This window comes from Caloramator proteoclasticus DSM 10124 (assembly GCF_900129265.1).
Taxonomy (GTDB): domain Bacteria; phylum Bacillota; class Clostridia; order Clostridiales; family Caloramatoraceae; genus Thermobrachium; species Thermobrachium proteoclasticum.
The window spans coordinates 1-15,673 of record NZ_FQVG01000059.1; the positions used below are offsets into that span (position 1 = coordinate 1).

The window sequence follows — 15,673 nt, forward strand, 5'->3', positions numbered from 1 at the left end:
AAAAAAGGAAGATGTTTAACACGTTGAATTCTATAGTCGTGAACTCTACGAGTTTCAGAATTACAACGAGGACAAGTATGAGGCTTCTTTTTCATTTCTAAATAAATTTCATAGCAAACATTATCAAGTACTTTTGTTATAATAACATCTTTAAAACCAAGTAAATTTTTGATACAATTATTAGTGTGCACTTGTAGGATGCCTCCTTTCAGGTAATATTTTTGTAGTTAATTTAATTTTACCAGGCATCTAAAACAGGTGCATATTTTTTTGTAAAAAAATATGCTGGGGCTACGCCCCAACATTTATTATAGAACCACAAAAAATAGGCACAATTAATGTGTCTATTTTTTGTAAAGTTAAGAATTAAAATAATGTATATAAAAATATATATAATTTTAACAATATTATTATACAGACCTAATCTTAAAGAGAAATTATGTTTTCTATTTTGGTTTAATGAGTTATAAAAGGTAAATAAATATTAAATAATTTTTTAAAATGTAAATTTTGGTTAAGTATATAATAAAAATATACCAACTTTACATTTTCATATAATAATATTATTATATGAAAAGACATAGTGATTTTCAAATACAGGTGGTGAAACAAATGAAGATGTGGGGAGATAAGAGATATTATTCTCTTAATTATTTTTTAAGACAGAAGTTTGGAGAGAAGGTTTTTAAGATATCCCTTGATGCTGGATTTTCTTGTCCAAATAGAGATGGCAAGATCTCAAGTGGAGGATGTATATTCTGTAGTGCAAGAGGTTCAGGAGATTTTGCGGGTTGTGGAGATGATTTAGTTAGACAATTTAATGATATAAAAGAAATAATGAATAAAAAGTGGAAGGAAGGTAAATACATTCCCTATTTTCAAGCCTATACAAATACCTATGCACCAGTTGATGTGTTAAGAGAAAAATATTATAGCGTATTAAATTTAGAGGGGGTTGTAGGGCTTGCAATAGCAACAAGACCAGATTGCCTACCTGATGATGTTTTAGATTTATTGAGTGAAATAAATCAAAAAAAATATATTTGGGTGGAGCTTGGACTTCAAACTATACACGATGATACAGCAAAGCTAATAAATAGAGGATATAGCCTTGAGACGTATATTGATGCAGTAGAAAAATTAAAAAAGAGAAATATAGATGTAGTAACCCACGTAATACTTGGATTGCCTAAAGAAGATAGAAAGAGAATGCTTGAAACTGTTGAATTTGTTGCAAAGACAAATACACAAGGAATAAAGTTACATCTTCTTCATCTAATGAAGGGAACAAAAATGGTGGAACTTTATCAAAGAGGAGAATTGAGATTTTTAGAGATGGATGAATATGTAGATTTGGTTGTTGATTGTATTGAGAGGCTTCCAGAAAATATGGTTATTCATAGAATGACAGGAGATAGTCCAAGAGAACTTTTAATTGGCCCTATGTGGAGCTTGAAAAAATGGGAAGTTTTAAATGCAATAGACAAAAGATTTATAGAGAGAGATACTTGGCAGGGTAGACTTACGTAAATGCTACTTAGGTGAAATGTGACATTATACATTATGTGGTAATGAACATTTCACCTTTTTATTTTAACATTACAAATTTTTTAACAAAAATTACTTGAAATAAGCTTTTATTTAGTAGAAAATAGTAAATATATAAAAATAAATACATAAATAGAAAAAATAAAAATATATATGTTTTAGAAAATGAAAAAGGAGTGAAGTTATGTACAAAAAGCTTTATAGGTCAAGGACGGAGAGGATGATAGCAGGAGTTTGTGGAGGTATTGCCAAATATTTTGAAATTGACCCTACATTAGTTAGATTAGCTTGGGTTTTTGCTACATTTCTTGGAGGTTCAGGAATTTTAGCATATTTAATATGTGCAATAGTAATTCCACTTGAACCTATTGAATGATATTATATAATAGGGGGATTTTTATGTTTAAGAAAAGTCTAAAACTTATTTTTACAGAACCACTTATGGTGCTTCCTCTATTTATATGCAATCTTTTAGGAAATGCCAGAATACCAGTGAAAAATCAAATTGTTGGATATGGATTTGATATAAATAGTATAATTAGAGCCTATTCAAGACAAATTATGGTTGCACTGCTACTGATGGTTGTATTATTATTTATATCACCATTTTTAACAGCTTGGACAAATTTGATGGTAAAGGATAAGGTTTTAAGTGGTAAAATAGATTTTAATAAAAATTCAAGAGAAGCATTTAAATATTATGTTAGAGTTTTGGTGGTTTCTTTAGCATTAATAGCTGCATTGATTATTTATATATTTTTATCTATATTTATAATAGGTAGCTTATATGTTGCATCCAAAGGCTCAGCAGGTGTCTTTATAATTGGAATATTAATTTTTGTTTTAATTTTAGGCTTTGTTGCTATATTGGTAACACCTGTGATTCCTATTCTTGTGGTTGAAGATGAAGGTTTTACAGGAGCGTTTAAAAGGTCTTTTGAGTTTGGGTTTTCAAATTTCTTTAATATATTAGGGGTTTTTGTATTTAATATGATTATAGGATTATTAGTAGGTATAATATTTAAAAATGTTAAGATTATACAAACACTGATAAATTCATATATGTCAACTTTATTAACTGTTTATATAATAAACAAATATATTGAAGAGTATATAGGATTTGATAAACAAAATGAAGTTCAAGCATTGGAGGATAGTACAACATTAGAATAATATATTGGGGCAATTTGCCCCATTTTATTTTTGATTTTAAATTAACAAAGTTAATTTTTCAAACAAAATATTAACAGTTATACATTTTATTGACTCTATACTCTGGAATAATTAAAATAAAAATGTATATCTTGGAAATAAAATTAGATTACCACCTTGACAGAATATATTTATTTTTATATACTTTGATTATAAAAATATTTGAGAATCAAAATATTGAGGTGGTACTGTGTCAAAGACATATTCAGTTTTAAACGAGCTTTTAGTGGAATTATTTAATGACATACTTATGATTGAACAGCAGGCATTAAAATCAAAGGATTTTAATGATTTATCAATCACAGAAACCCATACAATTGAGGCAATAGGAATGTATGGAGATAAGACTATGTCTGAAGTCGCAGAAAAACTAAACATAACAGTAGGAACTCTTACTGTTGCAGTAAATAATCTTGAGAAAAAAGGATATGTAGAAAGAAAACGTTCAGAAGAGGACAGAAGAATAGTTTTTGTACATCTAACAAATAAAGGTAAACTTGCCTATAGAATGCACGAAAAGTTCCATAGTGCTATGATTAATGAAGTAATTGAGGGACTAACTGATGAGGAAGAAAAGATTTTAGTAAGTTCCCTTGAAAAATTAAATAACTTCTTTAAGAAAAGGCTTAAAAAAATAGGTGGTGAAGAATAAGTGAAACTAATTGGTATTGGAAAATGTGTTCCCGAGAGGGTTGTAACAAATGATGAACTTTCTAATTTTGTTGACACATCAGATGAATGGATAGTAACAAGAACAGGAATAAAAGAGAGAAGATTAACCCTTGGACAAAATACCTCTGACTTGGCAAGTATTGCTGCACAAAGGGCAATAGATATGGCTAAAATAAGTGCAGAGGATATTGATTTGATAATTGTATCAACAGTAACACCCGATTATTTTACTCCATCAACAGCCTGTGTTGTTCAAAAGAATATAGGAGCAAAGAATGCAGCCTGCTTTGATCTGAATGCAGGTTGTACAGGGCTTATATATGGTCTTGTTATGGCAGAGGCTATGCTAAAAACACTAAATTATAGATATGCACTTATAATTGGTGCAGAAACTCTTTCAAAGATAATTGACTGGAATGACAGAAATACCTGCGTTCTGTTTGGTGACGGTGCTTCTGCATGTGTTGTAGAAGCATCAAAGGATGGTGTGCTAAGCATGTACCTTTCATCAGAGGGAGAAAAGGGAAAATACCTTGAGTGCAATGGGCTTCCTCTAAGGAATATTTTAATACAGAACACGTGGGATAGTTTTGTAAGGATGGATGGAAGGGAAGTTTTTAAGTTTGCAACAAATGCAATAGTGAAATGCATTGATATTCTTTTAAAGGACGCAAATTTACAAAAGGATGATATAGCCTATGTTGTTCCACATCAAGCAAATATAAGAATAATAGACTATGCTGCAGATAAGACAGGAATAGGAAGGGATAAATTCTATGTTAATATAGATAAATATGGAAATACTTCATCTGCAAGCATAGGTATAGCCCTATGTGAGATGTATGAAAAGGGAATGTTAAAGAAGGATGATAAGGTTGTTTTAGTTGGCTTTGGAGGAGGATTAACTTCAGGAGGCCTAATAATAAATTGGAGTATATAAGGAGGAGTCAATGATGTTTGAAAAGATAAGAAATATAATAGCAGATCAACTTAATTTAGATGAAAATGAAATTGCAGAGGATACAACATTTGTAGATTTAGGTGTTGATTCATTAGACCTTTTCCAAATATTAATAAGCCTTGAGGATGAGTTTGGAATCGAAATTCCAAATGAAGATGCAGAAAATATTAAAACTGTAAAGGATGTAGTAGAGTACATAAAGGAAAGAATAGGTGATGAATAATGATAAAAACAAAGCTTTGTGAACTTTTAAATATAGAGCATCCAATTATTCAAGGTGGAATGGCTTGGATTGCAGACAGTAGCCTTGCGGCTGCTGTCTCAAATGCAGGTGGGCTTGGAATTATTGCAGCAGGAAATGCCCCGGGTGAAATAGTTAGGGAAGAAATAAGAAAGGCAAAGAGACTAACAGATAGACCCTTTGGTGTAAACATAATGCTTTTGAGTCCCTATGCAGAGGAGGTTGCAAAGATAGTATGTGAAGAAAAAGTAGCAGTAGTGACAACAGGTGCAGGTAACCCTGGAAAATACATTGAAATGTGGAAGGAAAATAATATAAAAGTAATACCAGTTGTACCATCAGTTGCACTTGCAAAAAGAATGGAGAGAAGTGGTGTAGATGCAGTAATTGCAGAGGGACACGAATCAGGAGGACATATAGGAGAACTTACAACTATGGCACTTGTACCTCAGGTTGTGGATGCTGTTTCAATACCTGTTGTTGCAGCAGGAGGAATAGCTGATGGAAGAGGACTTTTAGCTGCACTTTCTTTAGGTGCTGTTGGAGTTCAAATGGGAACAAGATTTTTGGTTGCAAAGGAATGTAATGTACATCAAAACTATAAACAGAGAGTCTTATCAGCAAAGGATATTGACACAGTTATCACAGGCTTATCAACAGGACATCCAGTACGTTCCCTAAGAAATAGGTTTACAAGAGAACTTTTAAATATTGAAAAACAAGGTCTTGATGCTGAAATTTTTGAGCAAAAGGCAGCAGGTTCACTAAAAAGAGCTGCAATTGATGGTGATATAGATTTTGGCTCTGTAATGGCAGGGCAAGTATCAGGGCTTGTTAAAAGAGAACAGACTTGTAGTGAAATTATTGAGGAGATAGTAAAAGAAGCATCAGATTTATATAAAGCTTTAGGCGGGATGGTGAGATAAATGAAGATAGCCTATTTATTCTCAGGACAGGGAAGTCAATATTTAAATATGGGTAAAGAACTTTATGAATTAAAGGAAGCAAGAGAAGTATTTGATAGAGTTAATAGCAGTGTTGATATAGATGTAGCAAAGTTATGCTTTGAAGAGCAAGAAAATCTAAATAAGACAGAATACGCACAGATTGCAATATTTACTGTAAGTATGGCAGCATTGAGTGTCTTAAAAGCAAAGTCAATAGAAGTAGATGCAGCAATTGGGCTTAGTCTTGGAGAATATTCAGCTCTATGTTTTGCAGGAAGCTTTACTTTAGAGGATGGTGCAAAGCTTGTGAGAAAAAGAGGACAGATTATGGGAAGGTGTGCAGAAAAGGTTAGTGGAACAATGGCTGCAATAGTAGGGCTTGATGAGAATATGATAGAAGATATTTGTAAAAAAGCAGCGGATGCTGGATTTGTAAGGGCTGCAAACTACAACTGCCCAAAACAGGTTGTAATTGCAGGTGAAGAAGATGCAGTACTTAAGGCTATGAATATAGCAGAAGGTTTAGGAGCAAAGGCAGTAAAGCTAAATGTAAGTGGAGCCTTTCATACAGATATGCTAAAGGATGCAAGTGAAGAATTTTATAGCGTATTGAAGGAGATAGATATTAATTTACCTAAAAAGAAGGTAATTACAAATTTAAATGGAGATTATTATAAAAATGATAGTGATGTAAGAGAGATTTTAAAATTGCAGATGATTTCTCCAGTATACTTTGAAAAGGGAGTAAAGAAGCTTATTGAAGATGGTTATGATACCTTTATAGAGCTTGGGCCATCTAAGGTTTTAAGTGGTTTTGTAAAAAAAATAGATAGGAAACTAACAACACTCAATGTAGAAGATATTAAGTCGCTTGAAAAAACATTACAGTATATTGGAGGTAAGTAATATGAAGGTAGCGATAGTAACTGGTGCAAGTCGTGGAATAGGAAGGGCAATTTCAATTGAATTTGCTAAGATGGGAATAAACTTGGTTTTAAATTATAGAAAGAGTGAAGATGATGTTAAAGAGACAGTTGAAGAGGCTAAAAAATATGGTGTTGAAGTTTTAACTGTTAAGGGCGATGTAAGTGATTTTAATGGAGCAAAATCCATTGTAGATGAGGCAATAAATAAATTTGGGAAAGTAGATATACTTGTAAATAATGCAGGAATAACAAAGGATACATTGATTTTGAGAATGAAGGAAGAGGATTTTGATTCAGTAATAGATGTTAACCTAAAGGGTACCTTCAATATGATAAAACACGCATCACCTTATATAATGAAATCAGAGGCAGGAAGGATAGTAAACATCTCTTCAGTAATAGGACTTATTGGTAATGTAGGACAGGCAAACTATGCGGCATCAAAATCTGGAGTAATAGGACTTACAAAATCAGTTGCAAAGGAACTTGCACCAAGGGGTGTTACAGTAAATGCAGTTGCACCAGGATATATAGATACAGATATGACTAAGGTTTTAAGTGATAAGGTAAAGGAAGGAATAAAAAATTTAATACCTCTAAAGAGAGTTGGAACTGTAGAGGATGTTGCACATTTGGTCGCGTTTTTAGTTTCAGATAAGGCGTCATATATAACAGGACAGGTTATAAACGTTGATGGTGGAATGGTTATGTAGGAGGTGTAGTATGAACAGGGTTGTTGTTACAGGACTTGGAGCGGTAACTCCACTTGGAAATAATGTTAAGGATTTTTGGAATGGTCTTAAGGAAGGTAAAAACGCTATTGATTTCATAAAATCTTTTGATAATCAAAGTTTTAAGGCAAAGCTTGCAGCAGAAGTTGATATAAATATAGAAGATTATCTTGATAAAAAAGAAGCAAGAAGGATGGATAGATTTACACAATTTGCTCTTATAGCAGCAAATGAAGCAGTTTTAGATTCAGGAATTAATGTTTATAATGTGGATAAATATAGATTTGGAGTAGTTTTAGGCTCAGGCGTAGGTGGAATAAAGACACTTGAGAATGAACATACAACACTTTTAGAAAAGGGACCAGGTAGAGTATCTCCATATTTTATACCAATGATGATAAGCAATCTTGCAGCAGGTAATATTGCAATTAAATTTGGTGCAAAGGGAATAGCAAATACAGTAGTTACAGCCTGTGCATCAGGAACCAACGCAATAGGTGAAGCCTTTAGATTGATAAAGTCAGGTATTCTCGATGTTGCAATCACAGGGGGAACGGAGGCAGCAATAACTCCTCTTGCCCTTGCAGGTTTTAGCTCACTTAAAGCCCTTAGCTTTAGTGAAGATAAAAATAGGGCGTCAATTCCATTTGACAAAGAAAGAGAAGGTTTTGTAATGGGAGAAGGAAGCGGGATTTTAATACTTGAAAGTTTAGAGCACGCGTTAGAAAGAGGAGCAAAAATATATGCAGAGGTTGTAGGTTATGGTGCAACCTGTGATGCCTACCACATTACAGCACCTGTTGAATCAGGAGAAGGTGCAGCTTGTGCTATGGAGATGGCAATAAAAGAAGCTGGTATAGATATAACCTGTGTAGATTATATAAATGCCCACGGAACCAGCACACCATATAACGATAAAATTGAAACAACAGCAATAAAGAAAGTTTTCAAAGATCACGCGTATAAATTGGCTGTTAACTCGACAAAATCAATGATTGGACATCTTCTTGGTGCAGCTGGTGCAGTTGAGGCAATTGTGTGCGTCAAGTCTGTTCAGGAGGATTTTGTACATCCTACAATAAACTTGAATGTAAAGGATGAAGAATGTGATTTAGACTATGTACCACATACAGGTCGTAGTATGAGGGTAAACTATGCACTATCTAATTCACTTGGTTTTGGTGGCCATAATGCCAGCATATTATTAAAGAAATGGGAAGGTTGATGTTATGGATGTAAAGAAGCTTCAGGAACTTATTGAGTGTGTAAGTAACTCTAATTTAACATATTTTGAGGTTGAAGAGGGCGGCACAAAGATAGTTATGAAAAAAGAGTGTGAGGGTGTTGTTCTAAGGGAAGTTCCCAAAATAGAGAGGCCAATTTCTGTAGATAAGGTTGAAGAAAAGTCCTATGAAAAAGTAGAAAATGTAAAAATACAGGAGATTAGGGACGAGATAATTGTAAAGTCTCCAATGGTTGGTACCTTCTACAGTGCACCATCACCAGATACATCACCCTTTGTTGCAGTTGGTCAAAGAGTTAAAAAGGGAGATATACTCTGCATAATTGAGGCTATGAAGATAATGAATGAGATTGAAGCAGAGGTTGATGGTACTATTGCGGCAGTGTGTGTACAAAATGGTGAAATGGTGGAGTATGGTCAAGCACTCTTTAGAATTCAAAGGGATGGTGAGTAATATGCTTACTATAAATGATATAAAAAAAATAATTCCACACAGATATCCATTTTTGCTTGTGGATAGAGTGGATGAATTAGAGCCAGGAAAAAGAGCAGTTGGGTTTAAAAATGTAACATTTAATGAATATTTCTTTCAAGGACATTTTGAACAGGAACCTGTAATGCCTGGTGTCTTAATAATTGAGGCTCTTGCTCAAGTTGGTGCCATTGCAGTTTTATCCCACGAGGACTATAAGGGTAAGATGGCATATTTTGGAGGGATAAACAATGCAAAGTTTAGAAGAAAGGTAGTTCCTGGAGATGTACTAAGGCTTGAGGTTGAAATGATAAAACTAAAGTCAAGGGCAGGAGTTGGAAAGGCTGTTGCCTACGTTGAAGATGAAATTGCCTGTGAAGCTGAAATTATGTTTATTACAGCATAGGCTGGAGGTTATGTATGAAAAGGATACTTGTTGCAAATAGAGGTGAAATAGCAGTAAGAATTATAAGGGCGTGTAGAGAGCTTGGTATTGAAACAATAGCAGTTTATTCAGAGGCAGATACTAATTGCTTGCACGCACACCTTGCTGACCACGCAATATGTATAGGGCCTGCAAAATCTAAGGACAGCTATTTAAATATGCAAAATATATTAACAGCAGCACTTATGACAGGTTGTGAAGCAGTACACCCGGGTTATGGTTTTTTATCAGAAAATAGTAAGTTTGCAAAGATGTGTGAAGAGTGTGGAATTAAATTTATAGGGCCATCTTCTGAAGCAATATCTCTTATGGGAAATAAGTCAGTTGCAAAGGAGACGATGAAAAAAGCAGGTGTTCCTGTGGTTCCTGGTTCAGATGGTGCTGTCAAATCCTTAGATGAGGGATTAAAGATTGCAAAAAATATAGGCTTCCCCGTTATGATAAAGGCCTCTGCTGGAGGTGGAGGAAGAGGTATGAGACTTGTTTTTAATGAGGATGAATTTGCCCAAAACTTTACTTCCGCAAAACAAGAAGCAGAGGCTGCCTTTTCAGATGGAAATCTTTATATTGAAAAATATATAGAAAAACCAAGACATATAGAGTTTCAGATACTTGCAGATGAATATGGTAATGTAGTTCACTTAAGTGAAAGAGACTGCTCTATACAAAGAAGAAATCAAAAGGTTATAGAGGAGGCACCAAGTTCACTGTTAAGTGAAGGTTTAAGAAAAAGAATGGGAGAGGCCGCAGTTTTGGCTGCAAAGGCTGTAAATTATAAAAATGCAGGAACAATAGAGTTCCTTTTAGATGCAAATGGTAATTTTTATTTTATGGAGATGAATACAAGAATACAGGTAGAGCATCCTGTTACAGAACTTGTAACTGGTATAGATTTAATTAAAGAACAGATACGAGTAGCAAAGGGAGAAAGATTAAGGTTTTCTCAGAATGATATAAAAATAAAGGGACACGCTATAGAGTGTAGAATAAATGCTGAAAATCCAGATAAAAATTTTATGCCATCACCAGGTGAGATTAAAAGACTTATAGTTCCATCGGGTTTTGGTGTAAGGTTTGATAGTCATATATATCAAGGCTATAAAATACCGCCCTATTATGATTCAATGATTGGAAAATTAATTGTATATGGAGAAACAAGGCAAGAGGCCATAAGCAGGATGAACAGGGCACTATATGAACTTATAGTAGATGGAATAGATACAAATATAGAATTTTTAAGTCGGATAATAAATCATAAGGATTTTATAGAGGGTAATATAGATACTTCCTTCATCAAGAAAAATTTTAATATTTAGGGGGTGACACTATGATTGATAATATGTTTGATAGAAAAAAGGAAATAATGTATGACAATTTATCAGCAAAAGTAGATATTCCAGATGGGCTATGGATGAAATGTGATAGGTGTAAAAAGATTATATACAAGGATGATTTAATCTCATCCCTTTATGTTTGTACAAGTTGCGGATATCATTTTAGAATTACTGCACCCCAAAGAATTGAGATGCTATGTGATGAAGGAAGTTTTGAAGAGATTGATAGAGACCTTGTAGGAGATGATCCTTTGAATTTTCCAGGCTATAAGGAAAAGCTAAGTAAACTGAGAGAAGAGACTGGATTAAAGGAAGCTGTTGTAACTGGTATTGGCAGGATAGAGGGATTAGAAGTTGCACTTGGAGTTATGGACAACCGATTTTTAATGGGAAGTATGGGATATGCTGTAGGTGAGAAAATAACAAGGCTTGTGTATAGATCAATAGAAAAGAGGATACCACTTATCATCTTTACAACATCAGGTGGTGCAAGAATGCAGGAGGGGATAGTATCACTAATGCAGATGGCAAAAACAAGTGCTGCACTTGCAAAACACAATAAAGAGGGACTTTTATACATATCCTATTTAACAGATCCTACAACAGGTGGAGTTTCTGCCAGCTTTGCAATGCTTGGTGATATAATACTTGCAGAACCTGGTGCTCTAATTGGTTTTGCAGGCCCAAGAGTTATTGAACAGACAATAAGGCAAAGGCTGCCAGAAGGCTTCCAAACATCAGAGTTTTTATTAAAGCACGGATTTGTTGATAGGGTTGTAGATAGAAGAGATATGAAGAGTATGTTAAATAGCATTTTAAGAATGCACTTGGGGGTGAGGTAATGTCGGTTCTTGATTTAGATAAAAAGATTGAGGAGCTTGAGATAAAAATTGAGGAGCTTAGAAAGATTTCAACTGAAAACAACATTGATCTAACTTGTGAAATAGAGAAGATGGAAAAAAAGCTTCTTGAACTTAGGAATGATTTATCAAGCAAACTTACCCCTTGGGATAGAGTTGTTTTAGCAAGAATGAATGATAGACCAACAAGCCTTGACTATATAGAAATGATTTTTGATGATTTTATTGAGTTCCACGGAGATAGGCTCTATGGAGATGATCCTGCTATTGTTGGTGGAATTGCTACTTTAGATGGAATACCTGTTACTGTTATTGGTGAACAAAAGGGTAGAAATACAAAGGAAAATTTATTTAGAAATTTTGGTATGCCTCACCCTGAAGGATATAGAAAGGCACTTAGGTTAATGAAGCAGGCAGAAAAGTTTAAAAGACCTATTATAACATTTATAGATACTCCTGGTGCTTACTGTGGAATAGGTGCTGAGGAAAGAGGACAGGCGGAGGCAATAGCAAGAAATTTAATGGAGATGTCAACAATAGACACATTAAAGATTGCAATAGTAATAGGAGAAGGCTCAAGTGGAGGTGCCCTTGCAATATCTGTGGCCGATGAGATTTGGATGCTTGAAAATGCTGTGTACTCTATTTTATCTCCAGAAGGCTTTGCAAGTATTTTGTGGAAGGATGCTTCTCGTGCAAAGGAGGCTGCAAATGTTATGAAGATGACTGCCTATGATTTAAAGGAGCTTGGAATTATAAATAAAATAATTAAAGAACCAGCAGGAGGAGCACATAAGGCCCCTCAAATGGTGGCAGAGGAGATAAAGAGGAATTTGATTGCAGTTATAAAAGGATAGGTTGTATTTATATAACCTATCCTTTTAATTTGTTTTAAATTTTAAGTTTAGTTTAGAAATAATGCAAAATGTATGAAAAATGAAATTAATATGATATAATATTTCAAATTGGTATTGTCTTTTATATTATATAATAGAAAGGAGTATGGTAATGATTAGGTTGATATTAGGAGTTTTAATTATTACTGCTTTTATATTTTTATATTATTTGATGGAGGATGTAAGAAAAGTTGCAAAAAATGGTTTTGGACAAGAGGGAAGCTTTGTAGGATTAAGTGTAGTTGGATTTATAACACTGTTCTTTGATACATTAGGAATAGGCAGCTTTGCTCCGGCAACCTCGATGTTTAAGATATTTAAACTAACAGATGAAAGAACTATACCGGGTACACTAAATGTTTCTATGACAATACCAATTATACTTGAGGCTTTAATTTTTATTAGAATAATAGAAGTTGATATAATCACTCTTATTACAATGATTACAGCATCAGTTTTTGGAGCTATTTTAGGAGCAGGCATAGTATCTAAACTAAATAAAAAGAAGGTTATATTTAGTATGGGTATGGCACTTTTATTTGTGGCAACTTTAATGGTAGCAGGACAACTTAATATACTACCTGTTGGTGGTGAAGCAATTGGGTTAAGAGGTGGTAAGTTGATTTTTGCTGTAGTAGCAAATTTTATATTAGGAGCTTTAATGACAATAGGAATAGGACTTTATGCACCTTGTATGGCTCTTGTTTATGCACTTGGTATGAGTCCAAAGGTTGCATTTCCTATAATGATGGGTTCTTGTGCTTTTCTAATGCCAGCAGCTTCAATAAAGTTTATTAAAGAGGGAGCATATGATAAAAAAGCGGCAGTTGCAATAACTTTATTTGGGTCTATTGGAGTTTTAATTGCTGCCTTTATTGTAAAACAAATGAGATTAGATTTATTAAAGTGGGTTGTTATTGTAGTTATTCTTTATACTTCCTTTATAATGTTTAAGTCATTAAAAAAATATACAACAGAGATATTTGAGGTATAGATTAAATGATTATTGTAGACAAGTTGTAAAAATATTCGTATAATGTAGTTGATTAATTTATGATAGGGTGATGTGTTTATGGCAGTTACTATAAATGATGTTGCAAAAGAGGCTGGGGTTTCAATTACAACTGTATCAAGAGTAATTAATGGAAATTATCCTGTAAAGCAGGAAACAAGGCAGAGAGTTGAGGAAGCAATAAAAAAGCTCAATTTTCAACCAAATCCAATAGCAAGAAGCCTTGTTTGTAGAAGGACTAATAGTATTGGGATTGTTGTTCCAAGTATTACAAATATGTACTTTACTGAGGTTGTAGATGGCATAGAAAAATATGCACGAAACAATAGCTATGATATATTTTTAAATATAACAAATGGAGATGCAAAGGCAGAAATCAATGCAGTAAATAAATTTATAGAGAGATATGTAGATGGGATAATAGTTGTAGACCCTCAAACAGAAAATATGCTATCAGGCTTTTATGATGAAATAGTTAATACAGTTCCTGTTGTCTTTGTAAACGGTTATCATCAGGAGATTGATTTAAGTTTTGTAATAAGTAATGAAGAGAATGGGTTTAAAAATGCTCTAAAGCATCTTAATAAAACAGGGCATAAAAACATTATATTTGTAAGAGGTGAAAGTAGTTATTCCTACGATTTGAAGGAGAATATATATAGGAAATTTATTAAAAACATAGGAAGTAGAGAATATATCTTAACTGTAAATGCAGGTAATAGCATTGAAGTTGTTGAAAACACTAAAAAATCAATTATAAACATAAGCAGTGAAATAAAGCTTGGGGAAGATTTTACTGCACTTATCGCCTGCAATGACCTTATGGCAACGGGTGCTTTAAATGCCTGTCTTGAACTTGGAATTAAAGTCCCAGATGAATTTTCAATCATTGGTTTTGACAATATAATTTTATCTCAAATGACTACGCCAAAGCTCTCAACTGTTGATCAAAATATGAAAAAGCTTGGGGAGAAGTCTGCAGAAATGCTTTTTAATTATATAGAATCAGGATATGAAGCTGACAAGGTATTGATTAATACAAAATTAATATTAAGAGAAAGTTGTAGGATATGATATAAAGTCTCACATTTAGTCTTTAATCGAACTAAATGTGAGATTTTTGTTGATATTAAATTGATGGACAATTTAGAAAAATTATTTTATAATATAACTGAAAACGTTTTCTAAAGGGGTGTGTATGATGAAAAGTTTTTTTGGAGTTGATTATTATCCAGAACACTGGCCTGTTGAAATGATGGACAAAGATATTGATAGAATGGTAGATATGGGGGTTGAGGTTGTTAGAATAGGAGAATTTGCCTGGCATATAATGGAAAAAGAAGAGGGTAAATACGATTTTTCCTTTTTTGATATGGTGATAGAAAAGCTAAAAAAAAGAGGCATAAAAGTTATATTTGGAACTCCAACTGCAACTCCACCAGCTTGGCTTATAAACAAATATCCTGAAATACTTCAGAGGGATGAAAACCTAATGCCAAGGAGTTTTGGCGGAAGAAGAATGTATTGCTATAATAACGAAACATATAGAGAATATACAAAAAAGATAGTTACAGAACTTGCAAATCATTATAAGAATGAGGATTCAATAATAGCTTGGCAAATAGATAATGAATTTGGACACGAGGGCAGTGATTTATGTTTCTGTGACACTTGTAAAAGAGGTTTTAGGAATTATCTAAAAGAAAAGTATGGAACAGTAGATAATCTAAACAATACTTGGGGAACAGTTTTTTGGAGCCAAACCTATAATAGCTTTGATGAAATTCCACTACCACTTAAGACTATAACATATCATAACCCTTCAATGCAGCTTGATTATAAGAGATGATAGTGTCAAGATATTGTAGGTTAATTTTTATAGACAACCCCTTAAATTAGCTAGTTTCAAGGCGTTTGTTAAATTTAAAAAACTTAAATTATATTTTCATATTTTATTGATTTTAATATCCTGTAAATTGGCGTTACTTTCCCTATGTTCAATATCGTTATATTATTCATAACTTCGCGTGAAGATTTATTTATCTTCCTTATCGCTTCTTTTATTTTCTTCTTACTTACCTTGAAGGCTTTTTCATCTTCCTTAAACACACTTATTTCCCTTAAATTTCCTCCATTCTTGCTGAATACCCTTAGCTTCGCCATTATCTTTAAT

The 15,673-nt window shown here is 33.3% G+C and carries 19 protein-coding genes and 1 pseudogene; 18 read left to right on the forward strand and 2 right to left on the reverse strand.

The window, feature by feature from the left end; all coding sequences use genetic code 11:
• Window positions 1-191: transposase family protein (locus BUB63_RS11235; RefSeq protein ID WP_143290279.1), on the reverse strand; the 191-nt coding region annotated here is incomplete at its 3' end.
• Between the two features lie 421 nt (window positions 192-612).
• Between BUB63_RS11235 and mnmL the strand changes: the two genes are divergently transcribed.
• The 18 genes from mnmL (at window position 613) to BUB63_RS11325 (ending at window position 15,349) form a co-directional block, all read left to right on the forward strand.
• A complete protein-coding gene (gene mnmL, locus BUB63_RS11240; protein WP_035166185.1) occupies window positions 613-1,530 on the forward strand; it encodes a tRNA modification radical SAM protein MnmL/YtqA in 918 nt (305 codons plus the stop codon).
• A 202-nt stretch (window positions 1,531-1,732) separates the two neighbouring features.
• Window positions 1,733-1,924 carry a PspC domain-containing protein gene (locus BUB63_RS11245; RefSeq protein ID WP_027308804.1) on the forward strand — a complete coding sequence of 64 codons (192 nt, stop codon included), beginning with the start codon at window positions 1,733-1,735 and terminating at the stop codon, window positions 1,922-1,924.
• A gap of 23 nt (window positions 1,925-1,947) precedes the next feature.
• Complete coding sequence (locus BUB63_RS11250; protein WP_073249848.1) at window positions 1,948-2,721, forward strand: DUF7847 domain-containing protein; 774 nt, start codon at window positions 1,948-1,950, stop codon at window positions 2,719-2,721.
• 289 nt (window positions 2,722-3,010) lie between these two features.
• On the forward strand, window positions 3,011-3,412 hold the full coding sequence (locus BUB63_RS11255; RefSeq protein WP_423230488.1) for a MarR family winged helix-turn-helix transcriptional regulator: 402 nt from the start codon (window positions 3,011-3,013) through the stop codon (window positions 3,410-3,412).
• A complete protein-coding gene (locus BUB63_RS11260) occupies window positions 3,413-4,372 on the forward strand; it encodes a beta-ketoacyl-ACP synthase III (protein ID WP_073249851.1) in 960 nt (319 codons plus the stop codon).
• 10 nt (window positions 4,373-4,382) lie between these two features.
• Complete coding sequence (acpP, locus tag BUB63_RS11265; protein ID WP_027308800.1) at window positions 4,383-4,616, forward strand: acyl carrier protein; 234 nt, start codon at window positions 4,383-4,385, stop codon at window positions 4,614-4,616.
• Window positions 4,616-5,560 (forward strand): enoyl-[acyl-carrier-protein] reductase FabK, encoded by a 945-nt coding sequence (fabK, locus tag BUB63_RS11270; RefSeq protein WP_073249852.1) that lies wholly within the window; start codon window positions 4,616-4,618, stop codon window positions 5,558-5,560. The genes acpP and fabK overlap by 1 nt, the downstream gene beginning before the upstream one ends.
• Entirely contained in the window at window positions 5,561-6,487 is a 927-nt protein-coding gene (gene fabD, locus BUB63_RS11275; RefSeq protein ID WP_073249853.1) for an ACP S-malonyltransferase, read from the forward strand.
• Between the two features lies 1 nt (window position 6,488).
• Complete coding sequence (fabG, locus tag BUB63_RS11280) at window positions 6,489-7,220, forward strand: 3-oxoacyl-[acyl-carrier-protein] reductase (protein WP_073249854.1); 732 nt, start codon at window positions 6,489-6,491, stop codon at window positions 7,218-7,220.
• A 10-nt stretch (window positions 7,221-7,230) separates the two neighbouring features.
• Complete coding sequence (fabF, locus tag BUB63_RS11285) at window positions 7,231-8,463, forward strand: beta-ketoacyl-ACP synthase II (RefSeq protein WP_073249855.1); 1,233 nt, start codon at window positions 7,231-7,233, stop codon at window positions 8,461-8,463.
• Between the two features lie 4 nt (window positions 8,464-8,467).
• Window positions 8,468-8,935, forward strand: coding sequence for an acetyl-CoA carboxylase biotin carboxyl carrier protein (gene accB, locus BUB63_RS11290; RefSeq protein WP_073249856.1), 468 nt, complete (start codon window positions 8,468-8,470; stop codon window positions 8,933-8,935).
• A 1-nt stretch (window position 8,936) separates the two neighbouring features.
• On the forward strand, window positions 8,937-9,359 hold the full coding sequence (gene fabZ, locus BUB63_RS11295; protein WP_073249858.1) for a 3-hydroxyacyl-ACP dehydratase FabZ: 423 nt from the start codon (window positions 8,937-8,939) through the stop codon (window positions 9,357-9,359).
• A 14-nt stretch (window positions 9,360-9,373) separates the two neighbouring features.
• Window positions 9,374-10,714: an acetyl-CoA carboxylase biotin carboxylase subunit gene (locus tag BUB63_RS11300; RefSeq protein WP_073249860.1), complete on the forward strand. Its 1,341-nt coding sequence runs from the start codon at window positions 9,374-9,376 to the stop codon at window positions 10,712-10,714.
• Window positions 10,715-10,737: 23 nt separating this feature from the next.
• Window positions 10,738-11,574 carry an acetyl-CoA carboxylase, carboxyltransferase subunit beta gene (gene accD / locus BUB63_RS11305; protein ID WP_143290281.1) on the forward strand — a complete coding sequence of 279 codons (837 nt, stop codon included), beginning with the start codon at window positions 10,738-10,740 and terminating at the stop codon, window positions 11,572-11,574.
• Window positions 11,574-12,449 (forward strand): acetyl-CoA carboxylase carboxyltransferase subunit alpha, encoded by an 876-nt coding sequence (locus BUB63_RS11310; protein ID WP_073249864.1) that lies wholly within the window; start codon window positions 11,574-11,576, stop codon window positions 12,447-12,449. Before accD ends, BUB63_RS11310 begins: the two co-directional genes overlap by 1 nt.
• A 151-nt stretch (window positions 12,450-12,600) precedes the next feature.
• A complete protein-coding gene (locus BUB63_RS11315) occupies window positions 12,601-13,482 on the forward strand; it encodes a sulfite exporter TauE/SafE family protein (protein ID WP_073249866.1) in 882 nt (293 codons plus the stop codon).
• A 78-nt stretch (window positions 13,483-13,560) separates the two neighbouring features.
• Complete coding sequence (locus tag BUB63_RS11320; RefSeq protein WP_073249867.1) at window positions 13,561-14,574, forward strand: LacI family DNA-binding transcriptional regulator; 1,014 nt, start codon at window positions 13,561-13,563, stop codon at window positions 14,572-14,574.
• A 127-nt stretch (window positions 14,575-14,701) separates the two neighbouring features.
• On the forward strand, window positions 14,702-15,349 hold the full coding sequence (locus BUB63_RS11325; RefSeq protein ID WP_084106767.1) for a beta-galactosidase: 648 nt from the start codon (window positions 14,702-14,704) through the stop codon (window positions 15,347-15,349).
• An 83-nt stretch (window positions 15,350-15,432) separates the two neighbouring features.
• Here the strand turns inward: BUB63_RS11325 and BUB63_RS11330 are convergent.
• Window positions 15,433-15,673: pseudogene (locus BUB63_RS11330) on the reverse strand (UPF0236 family protein); the annotation flags it as partial.

What these genes read in the sequence shown, in the direction of transcription:
- mnmL (WP_035166185.1), top strand. Translation starts at nt 613, where the DNA reads ATGAAGATGTGGGGAGATAAGAGATATTATTCTCTTAATTATTTTTTA.
- BUB63_RS11245 (WP_027308804.1), top strand. Translation starts at nt 1,733, where the DNA reads ATGTACAAAAAGCTTTATAGGTCAAGGACGGAGAGGATGATAGCAGGA.
- BUB63_RS11250 (WP_073249848.1), top strand. Translation starts at nt 1,948, where the DNA reads ATGTTTAAGAAAAGTCTAAAACTTATTTTTACAGAACCACTTATGGTG.
- BUB63_RS11255 (WP_423230488.1), top strand. Translation starts at nt 3,011, where the DNA reads ATGATTGAACAGCAGGCATTAAAATCAAAGGATTTTAATGATTTATCA.
- acpP (WP_027308800.1), top strand. Translation starts at nt 4,383, where the DNA reads ATGATGTTTGAAAAGATAAGAAATATAATAGCAGATCAACTTAATTTA.
- fabK (WP_073249852.1), top strand. Translation starts at nt 4,616, where the DNA reads ATGATAAAAACAAAGCTTTGTGAACTTTTAAATATAGAGCATCCAATT.
- fabD (WP_073249853.1), top strand. Translation starts at nt 5,561, where the DNA reads ATGAAGATAGCCTATTTATTCTCAGGACAGGGAAGTCAATATTTAAAT.
- fabG (WP_073249854.1), top strand. Translation starts at nt 6,489, where the DNA reads ATGAAGGTAGCGATAGTAACTGGTGCAAGTCGTGGAATAGGAAGGGCA.
- fabF (WP_073249855.1), top strand. Translation starts at nt 7,231, where the DNA reads ATGAACAGGGTTGTTGTTACAGGACTTGGAGCGGTAACTCCACTTGGA.
- accB (WP_073249856.1), top strand. Translation starts at nt 8,468, where the DNA reads ATGGATGTAAAGAAGCTTCAGGAACTTATTGAGTGTGTAAGTAACTCT.
- fabZ (WP_073249858.1), top strand. Translation starts at nt 8,937, where the DNA reads ATGCTTACTATAAATGATATAAAAAAAATAATTCCACACAGATATCCA.
- BUB63_RS11300 (WP_073249860.1), top strand. Translation starts at nt 9,374, where the DNA reads ATGAAAAGGATACTTGTTGCAAATAGAGGTGAAATAGCAGTAAGAATT.
- accD (WP_143290281.1), top strand. Translation starts at nt 10,738, where the DNA reads ATGTTTGATAGAAAAAAGGAAATAATGTATGACAATTTATCAGCAAAA.
- BUB63_RS11310 (WP_073249864.1), top strand. Translation starts at nt 11,574, where the DNA reads ATGTCGGTTCTTGATTTAGATAAAAAGATTGAGGAGCTTGAGATAAAA.
- BUB63_RS11315 (WP_073249866.1), top strand. Translation starts at nt 12,601, where the DNA reads ATGATTAGGTTGATATTAGGAGTTTTAATTATTACTGCTTTTATATTT.
- BUB63_RS11320 (WP_073249867.1), top strand. Translation starts at nt 13,561, where the DNA reads ATGGCAGTTACTATAAATGATGTTGCAAAAGAGGCTGGGGTTTCAATT.
- BUB63_RS11325 (WP_084106767.1), top strand. Translation starts at nt 14,702, where the DNA reads ATGAAAAGTTTTTTTGGAGTTGATTATTATCCAGAACACTGGCCTGTT.